This window comes from Mesotoga sp. UBA5847 (assembly GCF_002432735.1).
Lineage (GTDB): Bacteria > Thermotogota > Thermotogae > Petrotogales > Kosmotogaceae > Mesotoga.
In genome coordinates, this window is record NZ_DJGL01000069.1 from 37167 (window position 1) to 58011 (window position 20845).

General features: G+C 45.2%; 20 protein-coding genes and 1 tRNA gene. 7 read left to right on the forward strand and 14 right to left on the reverse strand.

What is annotated here, in order from left to right; translation table 11 throughout:
- The 14 genes from B3K91_RS07245 to B3K91_RS07310 form a co-directional block, all read right to left on the reverse strand.
- On the reverse strand, nt 1-720 hold the full coding sequence (locus B3K91_RS07245) for a response regulator transcription factor (RefSeq protein WP_214059776.1): 720 nt from the start codon (nt 718-720) through the stop codon (nt 1-3).
- Nucleotides 692-2167: a B12-binding domain-containing radical SAM protein gene (locus B3K91_RS07250; RefSeq protein ID WP_214079323.1), complete on the reverse strand. Its 1476-nt coding sequence runs from the start codon at nt 2165-2167 to the stop codon at nt 692-694. Before B3K91_RS07250 ends, B3K91_RS07245 begins: the two co-directional genes overlap by 29 nt.
- Nucleotides 2160-2567, reverse strand: a complete 408-nt coding sequence (locus B3K91_RS07255; RefSeq protein WP_214079322.1) for a thioesterase, FlK family — start codon at nt 2565-2567, stop codon at nt 2160-2162. Before B3K91_RS07255 ends, B3K91_RS07250 begins: the two co-directional genes overlap by 8 nt.
- 13 nt (nt 2568-2580) lie before the next feature.
- Nucleotides 2581-4482 (reverse strand): ATP-dependent zinc metalloprotease FtsH, encoded by a 1902-nt coding sequence (gene ftsH, locus B3K91_RS07260; RefSeq protein WP_214079321.1) that lies wholly within the window; start codon nt 4480-4482, stop codon nt 2581-2583.
- A 4-nt stretch (nt 4483-4486) separates the two neighbouring features.
- Entirely contained in the window at nt 4487-5878 is a 1392-nt protein-coding gene (gene tilS, locus B3K91_RS07265) for a tRNA lysidine(34) synthetase TilS (RefSeq protein WP_214079320.1), read from the reverse strand.
- Between the two features lie 42 nt (nt 5879-5920).
- A tRNA-Thr gene (locus B3K91_RS07270) sits at nt 5921-5996 on the reverse strand.
- A 44-nt stretch (nt 5997-6040) separates the two neighbouring features.
- Nucleotides 6041-7576, reverse strand: coding sequence for a ribonuclease Y (gene rny, locus B3K91_RS07275; RefSeq protein WP_099830664.1), 1536 nt, complete (start codon nt 7574-7576; stop codon nt 6041-6043).
- Nucleotides 7577-7631: 55 nt separating this feature from the next.
- Nucleotides 7632-8069, reverse strand: coding sequence for a regulatory protein RecX (locus B3K91_RS07280; RefSeq protein ID WP_099830698.1), 438 nt, complete (start codon nt 8067-8069; stop codon nt 7632-7634).
- The gene (gene recA / locus B3K91_RS07285) at nt 8069-9118 is read right to left on the reverse strand and encodes a recombinase RecA (protein ID WP_099830663.1); all 1050 of its coding nucleotides are present in this window, start codon (nt 9116-9118) and stop codon (nt 8069-8071) included. The genes B3K91_RS07280 and recA overlap by 1 nt, the downstream gene beginning before the upstream one ends.
- The gene (gene thpR / locus B3K91_RS07290) at nt 9102-9674 is read right to left on the reverse strand and encodes an RNA 2',3'-cyclic phosphodiesterase (protein WP_099830662.1); all 573 of its coding nucleotides are present in this window, start codon (nt 9672-9674) and stop codon (nt 9102-9104) included. Before thpR ends, recA begins: the two co-directional genes overlap by 17 nt.
- A gap of 1 nt (nt 9675) precedes the next feature.
- Nucleotides 9676-10215 carry a CDP-diacylglycerol--glycerol-3-phosphate 3-phosphatidyltransferase gene (pgsA, locus tag B3K91_RS07295; RefSeq protein ID WP_214059770.1) on the reverse strand — a complete coding sequence of 180 codons (540 nt, stop codon included), beginning with the start codon at nt 10213-10215 and terminating at the stop codon, nt 9676-9678.
- On the reverse strand, nt 10202-11503 hold the full coding sequence (rimO, locus tag B3K91_RS07300) for a 30S ribosomal protein S12 methylthiotransferase RimO (RefSeq protein ID WP_214079319.1): 1302 nt from the start codon (nt 11501-11503) through the stop codon (nt 10202-10204). The genes pgsA and rimO overlap by 14 nt, the downstream gene beginning before the upstream one ends.
- Entirely contained in the window at nt 11500-12036 is a 537-nt protein-coding gene (locus tag B3K91_RS07305) for a DUF4416 family protein (RefSeq protein WP_214079318.1), read from the reverse strand. Before B3K91_RS07305 ends, rimO begins: the two co-directional genes overlap by 4 nt.
- On the reverse strand, nt 12036-12371 hold the full coding sequence (locus tag B3K91_RS07310; RefSeq protein WP_214059767.1) for a hypothetical protein: 336 nt from the start codon (nt 12369-12371) through the stop codon (nt 12036-12038). Before B3K91_RS07310 ends, B3K91_RS07305 begins: the two co-directional genes overlap by 1 nt.
- Nucleotides 12372-12519: 148 nt before the next feature.
- Here B3K91_RS07310 and B3K91_RS07315 point away from each other — a divergent pair, with 148 nt between their 5' ends.
- From B3K91_RS07315 to B3K91_RS07345, 7 genes are all read left to right on the forward strand, one after another.
- Complete coding sequence (locus tag B3K91_RS07315) at nt 12520-13173, forward strand: redox-sensing transcriptional repressor Rex (RefSeq protein WP_214079317.1); 654 nt, start codon at nt 12520-12522, stop codon at nt 13171-13173.
- Entirely contained in the window at nt 13173-13778 is a 606-nt protein-coding gene (gene udk, locus B3K91_RS07320; protein WP_099830657.1) for a uridine kinase, read from the forward strand. Before B3K91_RS07315 ends, udk begins: the two co-directional genes overlap by 1 nt.
- An 18-nt stretch (nt 13779-13796) precedes the next feature.
- A complete protein-coding gene (locus B3K91_RS07325) occupies nt 13797-16118 on the forward strand; it encodes a hypothetical protein (RefSeq protein WP_214079316.1) in 2322 nt (773 codons plus the stop codon).
- Nucleotides 16115-17137: a BMP family lipoprotein gene (locus B3K91_RS07330; protein ID WP_099830655.1), complete on the forward strand. Its 1023-nt coding sequence runs from the start codon at nt 16115-16117 to the stop codon at nt 17135-17137. The genes B3K91_RS07325 and B3K91_RS07330 overlap by 4 nt, the downstream gene beginning before the upstream one ends.
- A gap of 140 nt (nt 17138-17277) precedes the next feature.
- The gene (locus B3K91_RS07335) at nt 17278-18819 is read left to right on the forward strand and encodes an ABC transporter ATP-binding protein (protein ID WP_214079368.1); all 1542 of its coding nucleotides are present in this window, start codon (nt 17278-17280) and stop codon (nt 18817-18819) included.
- Nucleotides 18816-19871, forward strand: coding sequence for an ABC transporter permease (locus tag B3K91_RS07340; protein WP_214079315.1), 1056 nt, complete (start codon nt 18816-18818; stop codon nt 19869-19871). The genes B3K91_RS07335 and B3K91_RS07340 overlap by 4 nt, the downstream gene beginning before the upstream one ends.
- Nucleotides 19868-20827, forward strand: coding sequence for an ABC transporter permease (locus tag B3K91_RS07345; protein ID WP_214061198.1), 960 nt, complete (start codon nt 19868-19870; stop codon nt 20825-20827). The genes B3K91_RS07340 and B3K91_RS07345 overlap by 4 nt, the downstream gene beginning before the upstream one ends.
- The last annotated feature ends 18 nt before the right edge of the window (nt 20828-20845 follow it).

A 20845-nucleotide genomic window follows, 5' to 3' on the forward strand; every position in this document is an offset into this window, starting at 1 on the left:
TCAATCTTCCTTTCCAGGATCTCTGAACTTGTAACCTTTACCCCTAACAGTGATTATGTACTTTGGATTAGAGGCATCTTCTTCGATCTTAGTTCTTAGGCGTCTAATATGGACGTCAACTGTTCTTGTGTCACCGTAGTAATCATATCCCCACAGCTTGTCCAGGAGAACGTCTCTACTGAAGACTTTGCCCTCATTTTCTGCCAGGAATCTTAGAAGTTCAAATTCCAGAGGAGTAAGGCTGACCATTCGGTTTTTTACCCTTACTTCGTATTTCTCGGTATCGATCTCTAGGTCTCTCGCAAGTATCTTCTTTGGCCTTTCTTCTTTTGCCTGTGCGCTCTGCTGAATCCTTCTGAAAACCGCTCTTATTCTAGCCAGAACTTCTCGCACGCTGAAAGGCTTGGTAATATAGTCGTCTGCTCCGAGCTCGAGTCCCAACACCTTGTCGAATTCTTCGCTCTTAGCACTCAAGAATATAACAGGTGTCTGTCTGAACTTTTCGGTTGCTCTCAGGTTTCTGACCAGTTCGAACCCATCCATTCCTGGAAGCATAATATCAACGATGAACATATCAGTTTCATTGTCCTCGGCGATCTTAAGCGCTTCTTCAGCATCATATGCTTTCAGGACGTTATAGCCCTCCTTTTTCAAGTTAAAAGTAAGGAGTTCCACGATCGAAGGCTCATCGTCAACAACCAGAATACTCTTCTTTGCCATGCTTCTTCCACTCCTTCCGTTTCGAATTCACTTCCTCTGCATATTTTTTCAGAATAGGTGTTGGATCAACTCCACGCTCCACGTGTGCCAATAGCTCCCGGGAATGACTCTTATCGATATTCGCAAGCGCAAACTGAACTTGAGATTCCTTCAAACTCTCGAAATCAAGCTTTACGCCCTCAACCAACAACTCCGATCTGATCTCCTTCTCGTACTTTCTCAGTCCGCTTAGAGACTCCATCGGCATCTCTTCAAATGGAGTACCCGGTTTCGGAATCAAAGGGTTCAAACTAAGAACCACACTTGTATAACCCATGCTTGAAGCCTGTAACGCCATCTCGGCTATCTCTTGTCTATCCTCACGCCTTTCAAAGACGGCTCCATAGATGTAGTACATCTTCACTCTACGGAAACCGTGCTTTCTGCCTAGCTCCAAAGCGCTGAGGATATCTCCTCTGCTTATTCCTTTAGCAAAGGCATCTCTCATTCTCTGGCTTCCACCTTCTGGGGCAATAGTGAAAATACTCTGATTGGACAATCTGAGTGACTTCATTAGAGTATCCGAAACGGAATCGAGCCTAAGAGAAGAAACTGATAATTCGTACCCTTTCTCAATACAGTGTTCGGCTACTTCATCGATACCCGGATAGTCAGTAACGGTTGCTGCCACAAGTCCAAATCTATTCGTGAAGTCAGCTACAGAATCCATCAAGTCAAATACCTCATCAGACTTTCTGAATCTTGGTCTTCCGTATCTGTGACCAGCCACACAAAACCTGCACTTTCTAAAGCATCCTCTGCCTACCTCAATTAGGTACCGGTCTCCAAATACTGAATCGGGACTGATGAATACGCTCTCACCAAGAACATCAGAAAAGAAAGGAGTCACATGTTCCGTCTCTAGAGAAGCAATTATCTCCTTTCTGTGCATCCAGTGGTCAACAGCGGATAGACCATCAAGGAACTCCTCACTTAAGTCTCCCCTGTGAACCACATCGGCAACTTCTGTGAGGAGGTTATCATTGAAGTAAGTCATGGCTCCACCAGCAATGATCACCGGGTGAAACTCATTTCTCTCCTCTTTTCTAAGTGGAACAGAAAACTTATTAAGAATGTCAAAGACGTTCATTAAATCAAGCTCAAAGTGAACAGAAAAAGCCCAAATCTTGAACTCGTCAAGCGGCGTGAGTGAATCAAAAGAATAGTACTTCAGGAAGTCCTTATTGTAAAAGAACCTCTCAGCCCTCACGCTGCCTAATTCGTTAAGCTTTCTCAGCAAAACGTGCGTAGACAGACTTGCACTTCCTACTTCGTACGAATTTGGGTAAATAAGCGCTACCCTAACATCGCCAAATCCACTTACTTCCCTAACAAACCGCTCTCTGAATTTCAAACTCGAGACTTGCTCGTACTCACTCCAGCTTCTTTTGTCTCTCGGTTTACGCACTAAAAACTCTCCTGAGAAAATCAGCAGATATGAATTTACGCGAAAACTCGAAAGAACCAGCTTCAGAACCAAGCTGAGTAACTGACCCCGAAAAGCAGACTTCAGCATTGTCGGAGACAGATTCGATCTTTATGTTGACAACCATCTCTCTTTCCATCAATATCGGAGACTGATGCCTGACAAAGGTCTCGGAAACCACTGAAATCAACGATTCTGACTCAAAATCGGAGATCAGTGAATGGCCGCAGTTATGGATAATCTTCATCAAACCACTAGTCGACAGCAGGTTCAATAGTTCAAAGTCATACCGTTCCGACCACCTAAGCGAAACATCCGACGGAGTAACTGCTAGCGTGAAAGTCTTACCTTGTAGCGACTTCAGCCGCTCAAAATCCAACATTTCGCTTTCACCTCTACTCCTTTGTGATCTCGGGATCGCCTGCTGTCGCCCCAGGAGCAACCTCTACAGTCTCAATATCATCTCTATAATAGTTGCCGGTTTCAAGTCCCAGGATTTCGGCCAGTTCTTTGCCGGAAATCGTCTCCTTCTGAAGAAGATAGTCGGCCGCTTCATCCAGTTTCTTCCTGTAATCCGAAAGAACTCTCTTCGCCCTTTCATAGCACGTCAGAACTATTGTCTTAACCTCTGAATCTATCTCACTGGCAATTTCTTCAGAATAGTTCTTCATTCTTGTGAGCTCTCTTCCGAGAAATACTTCCTCTTCCTCTTTGCCCCAAGCGATTGGTCCCAATCTCTCACTCATTCCAAACTGAGTGACCATACTCCGGGCCATCGCACTTGCTCTTTCCAAATCGCTTGCAGCACCAGTGGTAATCTCGCCAAACACCAGATCTTCCGCCGCTCTTCCACCCAGGGCCTGAGCCATATTGTCTATCAGCTCAGACTTAGTTATTAGATACCTGTCCTCTAGTGGCAGACTTTCCGTGAAGCCGAGAATCGAAGTGCCGCGAGGAATTATTGTAACCTTGTGCACAGGAAAGGCTTTTGGAAGAATCAGACCGACTACGGCATGTCCTAGTTCGTGATAGGCAAGTATCTTCTTCTCACGATCGTTTATTCTCCGAGATCTCTTAGCCGGTCCCGCAAGAACTCTATCGATAGCTTCCTCAAGTTCAACCATTCCAATCATCTTCTTCTTCTTTCTAGCAGAGAGAATTGCCGCTTCATTGATCAGATTCTCCAGGTCCGCTCCAACAAACCCTGGAGTTCTCCTGGCAAGCAGCTGGACATCAACTTCAGGGTCTATAGGTTTACCTCGCATGTGTATCTTCAGGATCTCTGTTCTTCCTTTCAGATCTGGCGGATCAACTGAGATTTTCTTGTCAAATCTACCTGGGCGCAGCAAAGCTTTGTCCAGAATATCTGGTCTGTTCGTGGCCGCAATAACTACAACTCCGGTCCTAGCATCAAATCCGTCCATTTCGACAAGAATCTGGTTCAACGTCTGCTCTCTCTCGTCATGGCCGCCCCCGAGTCCTGCTCCTCTGTGCCTACCCACGGCGTCAATTTCATCAATGAACAGAATCGCAGGCGCTGAAGACTTAGCCTGAGTGAAAAGATCCCTAACTCTTGCCGCTCCAACTCCAACGAAGAGTTCGACGAAGTCCGATCCGCTTATGAAGAAGAAGGGAACCCCTGCTTCTCCGGCCACAGCTCTTGCAAGGAGCGTCTTCCCCGTTCCCGGAGGACCCACCAATAATATACCTTTGGGCATTCTTGCCCCTGTTTCCGTGAACACCGAGGGATCCTTCAAATAACTGACAATGTCGGCTAGCTCCTGCTGGGCCTCCTCAACTCCCGCAACATCCTTGAAAGTCACATGTTTGTCAGTGTTGACATATTTCTTTGCCGGACTCTTAGTGAATGTGAAGGCCTGTGAATTGCGGCCAGACATAGATCTCATCAAGAAGAACCAGATGAATACGATTACTGCAAGAGGAATCATAGTTCCAAGAAGATTCACCCAGAAGAGAGAATCGCTTCCTCTTTCGAATGTGATGTTTACTCCTCTCTCCGCCAATCGGTCTATGTGATTCTGAAAAGTTTGAGTCATAAGAGTCTGAGAGGGGACATACGTCTCAAGCGATCTTCTGGGGTTGTCTCCTGTTATGTACACGACTTTTCCATTATCGTAAACAACTATATCAATAATATTATTAAAGTCATCCAAAAACTTAGTGTAGGGAACTACAACACTTGTCTCAGTTGGATATAGGCCCCTGAGTGCAATTAGCAGGAATATACCCAAAACAACATAGAAGAGAATCATTCCAATCTTGGGCTTTTGATCCACAGAACTACCTCCTTTCAAGGCAAAAAACTACGCTGTCGAGACTGGAGGGGCAAACTCTGCAAAGCTCGCTCGTGACAACACCTGGAATCCAGAGGATATCTCCAAAAGCGTTTTCAAGAACCATAATTCTGCTTGAGAAGCCCTTCAAACCTTTCTCTGTAACTACATCGATAACTTTCTTATTTCTTGACATTCCAAACGGGATGATCTTGTCTCTTTCATCCATCGGCCGCAAGCTCAAAGGGAAGGAGAGCTTATCGCTCGAACATATGCTATTAAAGGCACCGTCCAATCTTTCGATCATCGCTTCCGGAATTTCTTCGTTGCATTCCAGGGAAATCTTCCATCCTTCTAGTTCACGGCTGAAAGGGAGAGAGTCTATACTTTGCCTTTCGATCCGCTTGAATCTAAGTTCTCCCCCGTAGAAGAAGACATATCTGCCAATCTTCGAGGCCTTGATATCTTCTCTAAACTCAACAGTCCACCCTCCTCTACTAGAAATCAGGAGATCGAAAAAGGCAACAACTCGCTCTCTGGAGGGTGGATACTTGTCAGAACTAAGAATAGAAACGATCTCTCTCACCATCTCCAACAAAACGGCCCTTTCAACTTCTTTAAGCTTCAAGGCCTCCACAAAAAAAACACCGTCTGCGAATTCGATCTGCTCCAGAACCTCTTCAACCCTTTCATGGATCAGTGCATATCCATCATTGATGTTTTCAAAGAACCTCCACACGGCCTCATTAAGTGCTGAGTTTATCTTTCTAAGCTCCGGAATGATTCTCAGACGAACGTAATTGCGCTCAAAATCATCCTCAGAGTTGGTTTCATCCTCCATAAATGTAACCCTGTTAATTGTAACATAATCTATAATACGTTGCATATCGCTGAATAGCAGAGGTCTTATCAAATCGCCACCTAACGGGCGCAGTCCAATCACGCCTTTCATGCCAGTTCCCTTCACGATTCTTAGCAGGATATTTTCTACAAGATCGTCTCGATTATGCCCTACGGCGATTAAATCTGCACCGATAGACAACTTAACTTCTCTCAGAAAAACATATCTTACTTCCCTCGCCGCAGACTCTATCGACAAACCGCGCCTCTTTTTCAAAAGCTCATTAACATCTCGTCTTTCGTGAAAGAAGGGTACCGACCGCGCCCGACAGAAATCGCCAATCATACCTGCTTCCTCGACGGGTCCCTTCCTTCGAAGACCATGGTCGAGATTTGCGGCAAAGAGGTCTATTCCCAGCTCCGATTTAAGATTTATCAGAACATTGAGAAGACACATTGAGTCCTTCCCTCCAGAAACTGCTACAAGAATTTTCTGACCACTTTCTATTAGGTCCCATTTCTTGATGAATTCGAGGACTTCCTTCTCGAAATCACTCATTTGCACCACCACCAATAATAATGCGCCCGTAAAGGGCGCATCTGGAGCCAACGAAGGGACTTGAACCCCCAACCTGCTCATTACGAATGAGCCGCTCTACCGGTTGAGCTACGTTGGCACCTGGTTCCAATTCTATATCACCGCTTTTCCTATGTCAATCTGTCATGACGCATAAGAGACGCTTCTTCGTTCCCTTATAACAGTCACCTTAATAACACCGGGATATTCGAGTTCCTCTTCAATTTTCTTGGCAATATCTACGGCCATTTTCTCGGCCAGCAGATCATCAACCTTTTCTGGCTCTACAATTACCCGAATCTCTCTCCCTGCCTGAATTGCGTAGGCCTTTTCTATATGCTTGAATCCGGTCGCAATGTTCTCCAGGTTTTCAAGTCGTTTAATATACATATCAAGCGACTCCCTTCTAGCTCCTGGCCTTGAAGCAGATACAGCATCTGCGGCGGCCACAAGAACCGCTTCAGGGGTCAAAGCCTCCGTCTCACCATGGTGATACTGTATCATATTGACAACCTGAACCTTTTCCCCGTACCTCTTGGCAATCTCTCCCCCAATAATCGCATGAGATCCCTCAACTTCGTGATCAATTGCCTTTCCAATATCGTGAAGGATCGCCCCCCTCTTCGCTTTGTCAATGTTCAAACCCAGTTCGGAAGCCATTAGAGCCGCAAGATGAGCAACCTCAACAGAGTGCTGCAATACGTTCTGACCGTAACTCGTCCTGAACTTAAGCCTTCCTAGTAGTTTGACAAGCTCTGGGTGCATCGAGGGAATACCTACTTTCATCAAAGCTTCCTGACCCGCTTCTTTTATTTCACTGTAGATCTCCTTTTTTGACTTTTCGTACATTTCCTCAATCCTAGCAGGATGAATTCTTCCATCTTCAACGAGCCTATCCAGTGTCATCTTTGCGATCGCCCTCCTAAGAGGATTGAAACAGGATACCACAACAACTTCAGGTGTATCATCGATCACGAGATCCGAACCGGTCAACTTCTCAAATGCTCTGATATTCCTTCCCTCTCTGCCTATGATCCTTCCCTTCATCTCATCGGAAGGAAGGCTTACCGCGCTTACAGTTATATCGCCCGTATAATCTGCCGCATAGCGCTGGACTGAGTTGACGATTACCCATTTGGCGTATCGATTGCCTTCTTCGTCGTAGTGATCTTTCATCTCCTTAAGCTTCTGAGCAAGATCATGTTCGTAGATTTCTTCAGCTCTCCTCAGGACTATCTCTCTGGCATCCTCCATCGAAAGGTCGGCAAGGCTGAACAGTTTCTTCTCTGCTTCTTCTTTCATCTCTTCAACACGAGCCCTTTCGATATCCAACTGTTGTCGAGTCCTCTCAATAGCTTCTTCCTTTTTATCGATGTTATCTTCTCTTCTGGAAATCCTTTCTTCCCATTGCTTCAGTTCTTCTCGATCTCTCTTGAAATCCTTCTCTTGCTCCTCACGAAGCCTGTGGAGTTCTTCACGGCCTTCTAAGAGTGCCTTCTTCTTAAGATGATCCGCCTCTTCCTGAGCCCTCTTGATTATCGACTCTGAATCCTGTTTTGCGGATTTCAGTTGAAGCTCAAGCTCATCCTTTGCCTTCTTCACAGCCAAAGGGGTGAGTATAAAATAAGCCAGCGCAATACCCGCTGCCAGGCCGGCTATTATACCAATCAGTAGCATCATAGTTTCTCATCGCTGGTCCTTTCACCTAGCCTTCGAGGAAACCAGCTCCCTCCCTTCATGATTTCTCTTTGATCTCCTCAATAATCTCATCGATTATCGAAGAGGAAAACCCTCTTCTGTAGAGTTTTCTTCTTATCTTATCAGGATCAGTCAATTCTGTGTTGCCCGCAGCTCTTTTTCCAATCTCTTTCAAGTCGCAACTGTCCAGTTCTAATTTAATTGTATCGTCAATTACCTCTTCTGAGATTCCTAACCCAAGAAGCTCCTGTCGAAGCCTGAACGGGCCTTTGTAATGCACATTCAGTCCGTCGCTTACATAGAGTCTGGCGAAAATGCCGTCGTTAACTAAGCCCTGCTCTTCCAGCTTTTCAATGACCTCTTTGATCTCTTTCTCAGAATACCCCTTCTTGAAGAGCTGTACTTCGATTTCCCTTCTTGACCTCAACCTGTATTTCAAATATCTCAAAGCATCTTTCATTGGATCTGAACCCATCACTTGTCGTCTTCCTTCTCCTCTTTCTTGACTTCCAGGAGCGGCAAACCAAACTTCGTCCTTAGCCTGTTTTCAATCTCGAGCATCAGCTCAGGGTTTTCCTTCAAGAATTCTACTCCATTGGCCTTGCCCTGCCCAAGGCTTACTTCACTATTATCAGGAGTCATGTAAGCGTACCATGCTCCCTTTCTATCTATCATGTTCTCAGAAACCGCAAGATTGAATAGCTCGTTTGCATGCTCGATCCCTTGCCCGTAAATTATGTCAACCTTGGCTTCTCGAAATGGCGGGGCAACTTTGTTCTTCACAACTTTAATGGTTGTCTCGTTTCCAAGAACTGTGTTCCCTTCTCTTATAGCACTGCCCCTCCTAACCTCAAGTCTTACCGAAGCATAGAATTTCAGTGCGACACCCCCGGTTGTTGTTTCAGGATTACCGTAGACTACCCCGATTTTCATTCTTGTTTGGTTAATGAAAATCACGATGCACTTCGATCTACTTACGTTCCCAGAAATCTTCCTAAGTGCCTGTGACATAAGCCGAGCCTGAAGACCAACCTGCAGTTCGCCCATCGCCCCCTCAATCTCGGTGCGAGGCACTAAAGCTGCAACAGAGTCCACTACAATTAGATCGACCGCACTAGACCTGATTAGGCCATCAACAATGTCCAGAGCCTGTTCTCCGTAATCAGGCTGAGATATCAAGAGATTGTCAACATCCACCCCAAGATTCTGCGCATAATGGATATCGAGAGCGTGCTCTGCATCGATGAAGGCAGCTATCCCACCCCGCCTCTGAACTTCTGCAATAGCGTGCAAGGCAATTGTCGTCTTTCCGCTCGATTCAGCACCGTAAACCTCAACTACTCTGCCCCTTGGATAACCCCCCACTGTAAGGGCAATGTCGACAGCAAGTGAGCCGGTTGAGATCACTTCTATACTCTTCTGATCTTCTTTATCTCCCATAAGCATTACCGAACCCTTGCCAAACTGTTTCTCGATATCTTTTATTGCTCTATCAAGTGCGTTTTTCTTATCCTTCGACAGCATGTTCAATCAGTCCTCCTTCAAAGCTGCATGTGAAGACCTTTCTGTACCTAGCTCCTTCCCTGGAGAGAATCGATTCGAATATTGTGGCTTCTCCAACAGGAAATATCACTCGTTCACTATCAAGTGTACTCAAGAATTTCCGCCACATTGGCGGACTGAATTTCATCCTGCCTACAGTCAAATGCGGTCTAAAATTATCTTCAACAGGCAGATTCATTGCTTCAAGAACTACTCGCGTCTCTCTCTGTAGATTAATGAGACTCTGATTTCTTTCAATTCCTACCCAAATAACCTTTGGCAAGTCCTTATGTTTGAAGTAACCTATGCCTCCAGTTTCCAGAGTGAATGAAGGAAACCCTCTCAGTCTACGCGACAACATCGATGCCAGTAAAGAGAGTCTTTCCGGCTCTATGTTGTCAAGAAATGCAAGAGTAACGTGAGAGTTTACTCCCGGAACCCATGATGCCTTGAACCCCATCCTTCTAAGCCTTTCCGAAATACTGTCTATCATAGCGGAAACCCTGTCGCCTGTATCAACTGCGATAAAAGAGCGCAAGTCACTCCCCCCCTTTGAAAATGTCTAGATTCTTAAACAGGTAGTTGGCTCCACTCGCTGCCGTGACACCTGCGACGAAGACCTCAAGCCACAGCACCAATGCTTGAGAGGGGAATTCCCATAGCAAATTCATGTAGAGAATTACCAAGAGAATCATTTGAGAGAACGTCTTAACCTTTCCGAGAGCATCAGCCGCGATCACTTTTCCCCTGCTCGAGGCAACCATTCTTATCCCTGAGACAAGCGTGTCTCTTACGATCAGTATGAAAAGGAACCAGAGACTGACTCTCGAAATCGCCATGAAGCCCAGGAAGACTGATGTAACAAGGATCTTGTCAGAGATCTGATCTAGAAACCTCCCCAGATCCGTAACGAGACCACGCTTTCTTGCTATTCTCCCGTCAAAGAAATCTGTAAGTGAAGCAATTCCGAAGACAAGGAATGAAAAGTAGTAACCGACGACATTCCCACTCATTAGCAATAGAAGGGTAGGTAAAGCGAGAACCATTCTCGACAAGGTAAGAATGTTAGGCAAGTTCATCAAGAACAACACCTTCCATGTCATGCTCGTAAGTATCTGTGATTCTGGCTTTCAAGAAAACTCCTTCCTGCTTATGGCCCTTCAAAACAACCACTCCATCAACATCAGGAGCGCTGTTATATGCTCTTCCCAGCGTGTAACTCTCACCGCTCTCCTCAAGCAACACAGTAACTACCTTTCCTTTAAAGTCCGAAAGGCGCTCCGCCGAAATCCGATCCTGTTCGTCAAGCAGAAGCTCAAGCATCTCCTTTGCCGCATTCTTGCTTACAGTAAGCTTCTTATCGAATGCTGGCGTTCCTTCCTCTCTTGAGTAGACAAAGCCTCCGAGTCTATCGAACCTAACACTTCTTGCAAAATTGACAGTCTCGTTGAATGTAGCTTCACTCTCACCTGGGAATCCGACCATTATTGTCGTTCTCAACACAGCATGAGGTGCTTTTTCTCTGATTCCAAGGAGCAAATCGCGTAACTGTCTAGAGTTCTTTGACCTGCCCATTCTCTTCAGGATCTCATCGGAACCACTCTGAACAGGTATATCGAAATAATCTACCACCTTTGAAAGCGAGAGAATCGAATCTATCAGTTCATCTTCCACATGATCTGGGTGAAGATAAAGAACCCGTATCCAGAAATCTCCTTCAAGATCATTCAATTTACCGAGAAGTCCGGCAAGAGTGACTCCCTCATCCAGATCTAAACCATATTGCGTACAGTCCTGAGATACTAGAACGATCTCTTTCACACCTTGTCGCACCAAAGAAAGAGTCTCTTTAACTATGCTTTCTGAAGTACGACTTGCCGCAAAACCCTTGAAGTTGGGAATTGAACAGAAAGCACAATTTCTGTTGCAGCCGTCTCCAATCTTCACATAAGCACTATATTTTTCAGCGACTCTGGTGGAGTACTCGTAGACTCCATCAGGTTCACCAATGAAGAATACCTCGTTTCTCTCGATAAGATCAGCGAGCGTTGCCGGGCTTGTGACTCCAACTAACCCATCAACTTCGCGGATCTCAGATTTCAATTCTTCGAAATATCTTTGAACAAGGCACCCGACTGCAAGTACTCTTAGATTCGGATTGTGCTCTTTGTAGGAAAGGGCCCTGAAGATCTCTTCCAGGCTCTCCTTCTTTGCATCGTCGATAAACCCACAGGTGTCTATAACTAGTAAATCCGCACGCGAAGCATCTTTTACTATCTCATGGCCCCTGCTTCTCATAATGCCTATGAAATTATCCATATCGGCAATATTCTTTGAGCATCCCAGAGAGAGAACACCAAACTTCATAGTCTTTCCTTTCTCTTGAAGAGGTACAGCTCCCTGATTCGCATGAGTTCTTCAATATACTCCCGATCCCGATAGTTCGGATAAGTGTATGGAAGTGGTGCAAAAGCACCATTGACGAAAATGAGAGTTATCTCAGCAGAGATGCCGTCTCCGATATAAATACGATTCGCCCAATGCTTAGTTGATGCGAGAACAAACTGAGCATGATGAACATAGCCCGGATCTAGATTTACTTTTCTCTTCCCTTCCAGTCCAAATTTCTCTTCAATATCGTTTGTAATTCTCTTTATAAGGGAAAGTTGTTGAGGGTGTACGAGCCTCTTAAAAGAAAGCAGCTTACCTTTAAGACCAAATCCCATCTCATCGTTATAATAAGACGTGTATTTATCGAAATCCAGCGATTTCGATATATAGTCTGCCGGTCCAAACTCCTTCTCAAGAACAGGTTGAATTTCCTGAAGCCTGTAATCTATGTATGAACCGAAAGCGAAGACAACGAGATTGACCATTTCCGTTTCTCTATAGCTTCCCATCACTTTACACTCACTTCCGCCAGTGGAATACTCACATTCACCATCTCGCCTCCGCCCCTAACCGTATACCTTCCGGGCAGATCTTGCTCAACAACCAATTTATCGTTTCGTCTTATCTTGAGTACCAAATGCTCACCAGGTTCAAGAACATACCCCTCATCACCGAGAAGAATTCTGAGACGAGACGAGAGGTCGAAAAAACCGACTTCAAATTCGGTAGACTGCGATTCTCTTATGTATCTAAAAATGTAAAGCGATTCTATAAATAGGAAGAGAGAAATTATCAGCAGTACTACCGATGCTACCTGGCTATTAAGTCTTGCTCTCTTTCCCATAAAAAGCGCTCCAGTCGAAATTATGGATATTCTACGGATAATTATAGCACGTTGCTATGGCACATTTTCTGAGTGGCGCCATCAAAAGATGTATGTAAATAACCGTGATATAATTTTCACAAATACGCCTGCCGGGAGGTGATCAGCAATGGATAACACAAAAATCCCAAAACCTACTATAAAGAGACTCGCCGTATACCACAGGTGCCTGGAAAACATGGTTATCTCAGGAGTGGCAAGCGTATCCTCAAATGATCTGGCAGAAAGACTCGGGATTAAAGCCAGTCAAGTGAGAAAGGATCTTTCATATTTTGGAGAGTTCGGAAAGAGGGGTGTCGGTTATAGTACAAAGCATCTTCTTGATAGTATTAGCGAAATCCTTGGAATAAGGAAGAAGTGGAAAACCTGTATAGTGGGGATGGGAAACCTCGGTATGGCGTTGGCCAACTACCCCGGACTTGAGAACTCCGGTTTCATTTCGAAAGCGCTCTTCGACAACAATCCAAACAAAATCGGTATTCCAATGCCTAACGATCTTGTAATAGAATCAACAGAAGTGTTAGAGGAAATTGTGAAGAAAAGGCAAATAGAGATAGGTGTAATCACTGTTCCCGCGAACGCGGCCCAAATCATCGCTGATTTATTGGCAAATGCGGGTGTCAAGGGGATTGTCAACTTCGCTCCAATCCGCCTTACTCTGCCTCCTGGCATAAGCAATGAGGAAATTGACATTTCTGTCTCATTCAGATCACTTGCTTTCAATATGACATTCGGTTCTTCCAGAAAAGGGAGAAGAGCTTAATGGTTCTTGTTTCAATAATCGGAGGAAGCGGGGCCGGAAAGACGTCCGTAACCAACGTAATCTTCAATCACTTCAACGAAAGAGCAGCTGTTCTCTCGATGGATGACTACTACAAGAACCTGGATCCCGGAACTGATCCGAGAGAGTTCAATTTCGATTCTCCGAAAGCCTTTGACTTTGAACTCTTTGAACAGCACCTCAAATCCGTTAAGCAGAACAAAAGCATTATGGTTCCAGTCTATAGCATGGTCACGTACAGGCGAGAAGAAGGAATCTGTAGAGAGTTTCGGCCTAAACCGCTGATTATCGTCGAAGGGCTCCTGGTAATGTTCAAGAGGGAAATGAGGGATCTCTTCGACTTCTCAATATACATAGATGCGCCGGCAGATGAAAGGCTTATTAGAAGGATAGAACGTGATACTAAAGAGCGAGGTAGATCCGTAGACAGCATAATAGAACAGTATAGAAAGTTTGTCGCTCCGTCTTTTGAAAGTTTCATTGAACCCCAGAAATACTTTTGTGATATAGTTTTACCTGACGGGGCCGCGAACACTACCGGTCTTAATGTCATAATCAACGCCATTGAGAACATGTTGAACAAGTGATCGGGCTGGAGGTGTAGAGTGCCAAATAGAATACTCTCGGTCATTGTGTTTCTGGTAATCGCAATTCTTTCCTTTTCCTTTAGCCAGAAAGTGATCATTGAGGATTTCGAGAATTACATTAGTGATTATGTAAGCCAAGAGCCGCAGCTGCCCAAAGTTGTCAGGCTCAATCAGGACCTTGATTATCTGTCAATCTACAGGATGTACAAACTCCAGATGGTTGGGAGCATTGAAAAGAAAGAGAGTTCAACGACTATCGCCGGGTTGCTGACCAGGCATCTCGGAGCTTTCACAGACATTGACTTTCGCGATAACGACGACAGGATAGCCTATAGCGCCTTTCTTGCGTGGGTTCTAACAGACATGTCAGGAAAACCCTTTGAGACCTATACGTTAAATGAGATGCCGGCATATCTTGAGGTCTTCAACTCCTACACGACAAGAGTCAGGAGTATGGCAGAGACTGTCTATAAGGAGTGGATAGCATTCGCTCTTGGCCTCGTGAAGAGCAAACCTGAAGCGTTTCCCGAGGAACTGACTATAACAAACTCTTTTTCTTCCTTCAACCTTGCAGTAGACGCTCCTGCAGAGTCGGAACAAGAAATTCTGAGTCTTTCAGATACCAGGATACTTGAAGCCCTTAACTCTACGATCTCGACCTTGAGTTCGAAAGAGTACCGAGTGGACACTCTTGTTGATGAAGAAGTAAACAGATTAGCAATTCAGACTGCTATGGATCTAGCTCAGATTTCCGGTCCTGAGATGATGGCATCTGGGAGAGAACTCTTCCGGCTATGGCTTCTGAGATCTATGGCTCTGATTGATTATGCTCCCTTTTTCCCGGAGTCGATCCCGGTGAAACCGAAAGAATTGGCAGGGTTTGAGCTTGGCACTGAACCAGATGACTCTGAGTATCGAGAACTAATGGACGTCCTTGAGGAGAATCCAGAAGTAAAGGCTCAAGTCTTTGAAAAGATTCAGATGGGCGCCCAGCTGCTTTCAATTAAGCAATTCACTCCGGTCGGCCTAATCGAGAACGACATCACCAGTGAAGTGAGAAAGATCATACCCATTCAAACAAACATAATGGGTCGGATAAGGAACGAGCTCTCAGCCAACCTCGTTTCAAGCGTTGAAAAGAAAATCGATCTCTGGTGGTTGAGAATTGTTGCCTACGCATTGATGGTTGTTCTGGGATTCACTCTCTTCGACTCTGTCAAGAAGTATCTGTTAGGTACTATCATCATTCTTGAAACCTTGTACATATTCTTCATTGGTAACATTACTGTTGGCATCTTCGATCTTTCTCTGCATTCAATAGTGGCATTGCCCGCCTTTGCATTCGCGTTCATTCTGACCGTTTCTTCGCTAATGAATAGGAGAAAGAGAAACAGAGTTCTGCTCTTGAAACTGCTAATGCTTGTTCTCATAGCCATTCTGCCATTCCTTAATCTTTTTAACGAGCAAACAGAGCTTTCAATGGACAGTTTCGATGGATTCTACGATTCAGTTTACTATTCAACTCTGAAGAACGATGTGTTTCTTGCCCCTGAGTCGATGATCAGCCTGCAGACAAGAGAGTTGAACTCACTTGTTTCGAGTGAGTTGAACACTCTGAAAAGAGTCCTGAGGATAATCATCACCAACAAACTGAACTCTTTTTCATCCGAGGCAGGGTTGACCTACAGTATAGATGCCAACGGAAGATTGAGGGTAACGGCCCCGACCTTTAGCGAGTATTTGTCTATTGAGAACCAGGCCGTATATGCATCCGAGTTGCAGGACCTCACAAAAGATATCAATAGCTTCATAAGAGACAGCAACAGAAATAGCAAAGGTTACGCCAATGCCGTTTCAAAATTACTGGCCACTTCAGAGACAATTGTCAAATACGCTGGACAAACAATGAGAAAGGATTTCACCACTTCACTTGAAGATACTCTAGGATCAAGACCTGAGCTTTCCATCGCTTTGGACGATTACCATCAAAGAATCGATCCGCTGCTAGAAAGCAAACCCTTGCCAATCCCGGTCAAAGTCTACAGAGTTCCAGAGTTTGCGGCGCTAGTAGTTGCTCTTTTTTTGCTGACGATTACGCTATTTGTTGTAAAGAAACCTGTTATCTCTTATATCCACCTTGCAGTAATTGTAGTATTCCTGTTAATACAGCTCCCGGGCCTGAGCGATCTAAATCTCTTTGTCCAAGGTGGTTCTCCGATGCTGAGTGTGCCTATTGAACCTTCGATAAACATTTTGTTTTTGGTAGTTTTTGCGGGTATAATTGTGTTATCAGTTCTATGGATCTTACTATCTCATAAGAAAGGGAGTGTTGTTGAATGAAACTAAGACTATTGTTGGTGTTCTCACTTATTCTCATGTTTGCTCTCCCAGTAATGGCAATGAAGGTAATCATGATTACTGACGTTGGGGGGCTCGGAGACAAGTCATTTAATGATGGAACTTGGGAAGGAATTGTCAAGGCCTCTGACTTCCTGGGAATTGACAGAGAAGTCGTACAATCAAAGGAACAGTCCGACTATATCCCTAATCTGTCAAACGCAGCAAAGGAAGCAGACATTATCTTCGCAGTTGGCTTCATGATGGCCGATGCGCTGTATAAGGTTGCTCCTCAGTTCCCGGATACTTACTTCGTAGGCATAGACATTGACCCTGTTGAGAACATGCCGAATAATGTAGCAACGTATCTCTTCAAAGAACAAGAAGGAGCTTTCCTGGTAGGTTATGTGGTAGCGGCCATGACAGAGACCAACATGGTAGGCTTCGTTGGAGGTCTTCCAATTCCCCCAGTTGAAAGATTCCGCTACGGCTATGAGGCCGGAATAAGAGTCTACGAAGAGATACACGGAAAGACGATAAGCATGCTTCAGGGATACACTATGGATTTCAACGATCCTAAGAAGGGTAAGGACCTTGCCATCGCTCAGTTCGCAGAAGGCGCCGACATTGTCTTCCATGCAGCTGGCGCGTGTGGAAATGGTGTCATTGAAGCTGCAGCAGAAAAGGGAGAAGGTTTCTTTGCAGTTGGTGTCGATGTTGATCAGGATTACATGGCTCCTGGAAGAGTCCTAACAAGTTCTGTCAAGAGAGTTGACATGGCTTCCTATCAAGCCGTTATGAGTATCGCTCTCGGAACTTTCGAACCCGGAGCAAAGACACTCGGAATAAAGGATGAAGGTGTTGGAATTAGTCCGATGACCTACACTAAGGATGTTGTTGGACCGGTTATTCTCGGCGAAGTTGAGTTCCTTAAGGGTCTTCTAAAAGCCGGAACGCTTATTGTTCCTGATACTCAAGAGAAGCTCGATGCGTTCGTTGTTCCAGATATAACCCTTCCGTAATGGAATTAATTCACACAATCGTGTGATATCAAAGATCGGGAGAGCGACCTCTCCCGATCTTTCGTATCATGAACGATGGAGGTGAGCGTGTGGAAGAAAGCTACGTTGAAAGCCTCGATCTCTCAGGTATCGCAGTAGCTATGAAAGGAATTGTGAAGACCTTCCCTTCCGTTGTTGCTAATGATCATGTGGATTTCTTTGTTAAGAAAGGCGAAATACATGCGCTTGTGGGCGAGAACGGAGCAGGAAAGTCTACTCTCATGAATCAGTTGTATGGGCTTTATACTCCTGACGAAGGAGAGATCTTCATAAATGGTAAGAAAACAGTTATCAACGGGCCAAAGGATGCTATTGACATAGGAATCGGGATGGTCCACCAACATTTCATGTTGGTGGATAACCTGACTGTCGCTGAAAACGTAGTTCTAGGTTCAGAACCGAAGCACGGTCCCTTAAAAATGTTCATGGACACTAACAAGTCGCGTAAGATCGTTACGGACTTGTCTAAAAAGTACGGACTAGCCGTTGATGTGGATGCTTTTATTGAAGACATTCCAGTTGGTATGCAGCAAAGAGTTGAGATTCTGAAGATCCTATTCAGGGGTGCCGAGATTCTCGTTTTCGATGAACCGACAGCCGTTCTAACCCCTCAGGAGACCGAAGAGCTTTTCAAAATACTTAGAGTGTTAAGAGATAATGGAAAGACGCTTATTTTCATCACTCATAAGCTAAATGAAGTCATGGCTATTACCGATAGGGTGACAGTGATGAGACTCGGGAAAGTAACCGGTAAGGTGAACACCAAAGACACAAATCCCAGACAACTTGCAAACATGATGGTCGGAAGAGAAGTTCTCCTAAGAGTCGAAAAGGAAGAGAAACGCGCCGGCGAAACCGTTCTAGAAGTCAAAGATCTCCATGTGAAGGATAATCGAAACTTAGATACGGTCAATGGTGTCTCGTTCTCGGTTCGTCAGGGGGAAATTGTGGGAATCGCCGGCGTAGCAGGTAACGGTCAGACAGAGCTTATCGAGGCGATCACCGGTCTTAGGAAAGTTGAGAAAGGAAAAATATACTTGAGTGGCGTTGATCTTACTAATCAAACGGCGCTTGAAATAAGAGAAGCTGGTTTGACACACATCCCGGAGAATAGACTGAGAAGGGGAATGATAGCCCAGTATCCAGTCTATTACAACCTCATCCTTGGTAAACAAGACGAAGAGCCCTTTTCTCAAGAGGGGTTCATAAACCTTAGAAACGTAAAGGAATTCTCAAAAGGCGTAGTAGATGCTTTCGATGTGAGACCAAAGAACATAAACATGCTCGCTGGCAACCTCTCGGGCGGGAATCAACAGAAGGTTGTCGTGGGCCGAGAACTGAGCGTTGTTCCGATAGAACCGAAAGTTGTGGTAGTCTCTCAGCCCACCAGAGGTCTGGATATCGGAGCAATCGAGTTTATTCATAAGACTTTGATTTCGATGCGCGGCAAGGGCATTGCCATGCTTCTGATCTCAATGGAACTCGATGAGATTTTTTCTCTCTCTGACAGGATACTTGTCTTCTATGAAGGAGAGATTATGGGAGAAGTTACTCCAGATGAAGTCGACAGAGAGGAAATAGGACTTATGATGGCAGGGCATAAAAAGGCCGAAGTCGTTAGGGAACGGAGTGATGAAGGATGAATACCAGCAAGATCTACGCATTACTAGTACCGATCGTCTCCGTTTTGATAGCTCTCCTGATAGCTTCCGTGATTATTATCATGATCGGCAAGAACCCAATTACTGCGTATTCCATAATGATTGACGGCGCGTTTGGTAGTCAGGAAGCACTTGCAGATACTATTATGAAGATGACACCCCTGATTCTAACCGGTCTTGCAGTCGGGTTCGGATTCAGAGCAGGAGTCTTCAACATAGGCGCTGAAGGCCAGATGACGATGGGTGCCCTAATAGGTGCAATAGTAGCCATGAATATCGGGGGAATTCCTTCGGTTATTGCCATCCCTCTTTCAATTATAGCCGGAATGCTCGCAGGTGCCTTCTGGGCATCAATAGCTGGTTTTCTGAAAGCTTTCACTGGAGCGCATGAAGTTATTTCAACGATCATGCTCAACTGGATTGCAGCTAACCTTGCTTCCTATATGGTGACCGGACCCTTGGCGGTCGGCTCCGGTACTCCGAAGAGTCCGGAAGTTGCAGAAGCATCGAAGCTTCCGGTAATACTAAAAGTTCAGGCTACTGAACTAAGCGTTGGGATTTTCATTGCCATTGCTGTAGCGATCATAATGTACATCCTGATAGAGAAGACCACCATCGGTTACAAGTTAAAGGCCGTAGGATTCAACCAGCATGCGGCTGAGTATGGCGGTATTAGTATTAGAAAGAGCATAATTCTTACAATGGCAATTAGTGGTGCTCTTGCTGGTATGGCAGGAATCGTCGACCTCATTGGAGTACCTCCTCATAGATTCGTCGGCGAACTCACAGGAGGAAGAGGATTTGACGGTATCACCATTGCGTTAATTGGGAGAAACCACCCAATCGGAATAATTTTTGCGGCTCTTCTGATAGCAGCCTTAAGAACAGGCTCCAACGCGATGCAGATTAGAGCCCAAATCCCTAACGACATCGTATCTATCATTCAGGGGATAGTAATCTTCCTTGTGGCTGCTGAGAGAATTGTCTCCACTCTTATTCTGTGGAAGCGAAAGAAAGGAGTGACTGCTATATGAGCTGGATCGAAGCGATCTTCGCAATACTTGTCAACCCCCTATTCTATAAACTCACTTTGCTCTCTGCGACTCCTTTAATATTCGCCGCTCTTGGAGGCACTTACAGCGAAGTCACCGGCGTTACGAACATCGCTCTTGAAGGTATTATGCTCATGGGAGCTTTTACCTCGATCGTCTTCACCCTACTTTCTGGTAACGCCTGGATCGGTGTACTAATGGCCGTCATCATAGGAACGGGGTTCACCTGGTTCCACGCATGGGCAAGTATTAGGTGGTCGGCTAATCAGATAGTTAGTGCTACCGCTCTTGTGATAATCGCTCAGGGAACAACTTCATTCCTGATGATTCCGATCTTTGGAAACGAAGGCCAGACCGATTTCATTGGAAGAGTTCCATACCTTGACGCAGGTTGGTTGAAGGGTATCCCTTTCATAGGCGAGATTTTCGGCTCTATGAGTCCTTTTACGTATATCTCAGTAATTGCGGTTGTTGCCAGCTGGTTCTTACTGTACAGAACACCTCTTGGTCTTCAAATGAGAGCGGTCGGAGAAAATCCTGAAGCTGCTGATACTCTAGGAATAAACGTCTACAAGATCAGATATTTCGGAGTTCTAATGAGTGGAGTTTTCGCAAGTCTTGCCGGGGCCTTTCTTTCGGTCGGTGAACTGGGAAGATTCGTTGAGAATATGATTCATGGAAGGGGATTTATTGCTCTTGCCGCTATGATACTCGGAAACTGGAATCCGGTTGGGGCCATGTGGGCTGCAATACTTTTTGGAGCGGCGGAAGCGATGAACCTGCAGTTACAGAGTAGTTCAATTGTGTCGGTGTCGGCAGGTGTGAAACCATTATTCAATATGATTCCATTTGTTGTCACGCTGATAGTAGTGGGCGGTTTTATTGGCAAGACGCGATCACCTGCTGCTTCGGGAACACCTTACGAAAAAGAATCCTGATTACGAAAACAAGAGGCC

What these genes read in the sequence shown, in the direction of transcription:
- B3K91_RS07245 (WP_214059776.1), bottom strand. Translation starts at nt 720, where the DNA reads ATGGCAAAGAAGAGTATTCTGGTTGTTGACGATGAGCCTTCGATCGTG.
- B3K91_RS07255 (WP_214079322.1), bottom strand. Translation starts at nt 2,567, where the DNA reads ATGTTGGATTTTGAGCGGCTGAAGTCGCTACAAGGTAAGACTTTCACG.
- tilS (WP_214079320.1), bottom strand. Translation starts at nt 5,878, where the DNA reads ATGAGTGATTTCGAGAAGGAAGTCCTCGAATTCATCAAGAAATGGGAC.
- rny (WP_099830664.1), bottom strand. Translation starts at nt 7,576, where the DNA reads ATGATGCTACTGATTGGTATAATAGCCGGCCTGGCAGCGGGTATTGCG.
- B3K91_RS07280 (WP_099830698.1), bottom strand. Translation starts at nt 8,069, where the DNA reads ATGGGTTCAGATCCAATGAAAGATGCTTTGAGATATTTGAAATACAGG.
- recA (WP_099830663.1), bottom strand. Translation starts at nt 9,118, where the DNA reads ATGCTGTCGAAGGATAAGAAAAACGCACTTGATAGAGCAATAAAAGAT.
- pgsA (WP_214059770.1), bottom strand. Translation starts at nt 10,215, where the DNA reads ATGAACTTGCCTAACATTCTTACCTTGTCGAGAATGGTTCTCGCTTTA.
- rimO (WP_214079319.1), bottom strand. Translation starts at nt 11,503, where the DNA reads ATGAAGTTTGGTGTTCTCTCTCTGGGATGCTCAAAGAATATTGCCGAT.
- B3K91_RS07305 (WP_214079318.1), bottom strand. Translation starts at nt 12,036, where the DNA reads ATGGGAAGCTATAGAGAAACGGAAATGGTCAATCTCGTTGTCTTCGCT.
- B3K91_RS07310 (WP_214059767.1), bottom strand. Translation starts at nt 12,371, where the DNA reads ATGGGAAAGAGAGCAAGACTTAATAGCCAGGTAGCATCGGTAGTACTG.
- B3K91_RS07315 (WP_214079317.1), top strand. Translation starts at nt 12,520, where the DNA reads ATGGATAACACAAAAATCCCAAAACCTACTATAAAGAGACTCGCCGTA.
- udk (WP_099830657.1), top strand. Translation starts at nt 13,173, where the DNA reads ATGGTTCTTGTTTCAATAATCGGAGGAAGCGGGGCCGGAAAGACGTCC.
- B3K91_RS07330 (WP_099830655.1), top strand. Translation starts at nt 16,115, where the DNA reads ATGAAACTAAGACTATTGTTGGTGTTCTCACTTATTCTCATGTTTGCT.
- B3K91_RS07335 (WP_214079368.1), top strand. Translation starts at nt 17,278, where the DNA reads ATGAAAGGAATTGTGAAGACCTTCCCTTCCGTTGTTGCTAATGATCAT.
- B3K91_RS07340 (WP_214079315.1), top strand. Translation starts at nt 18,816, where the DNA reads ATGAATACCAGCAAGATCTACGCATTACTAGTACCGATCGTCTCCGTT.
- B3K91_RS07345 (WP_214061198.1), top strand. Translation starts at nt 19,868, where the DNA reads ATGAGCTGGATCGAAGCGATCTTCGCAATACTTGTCAACCCCCTATTC.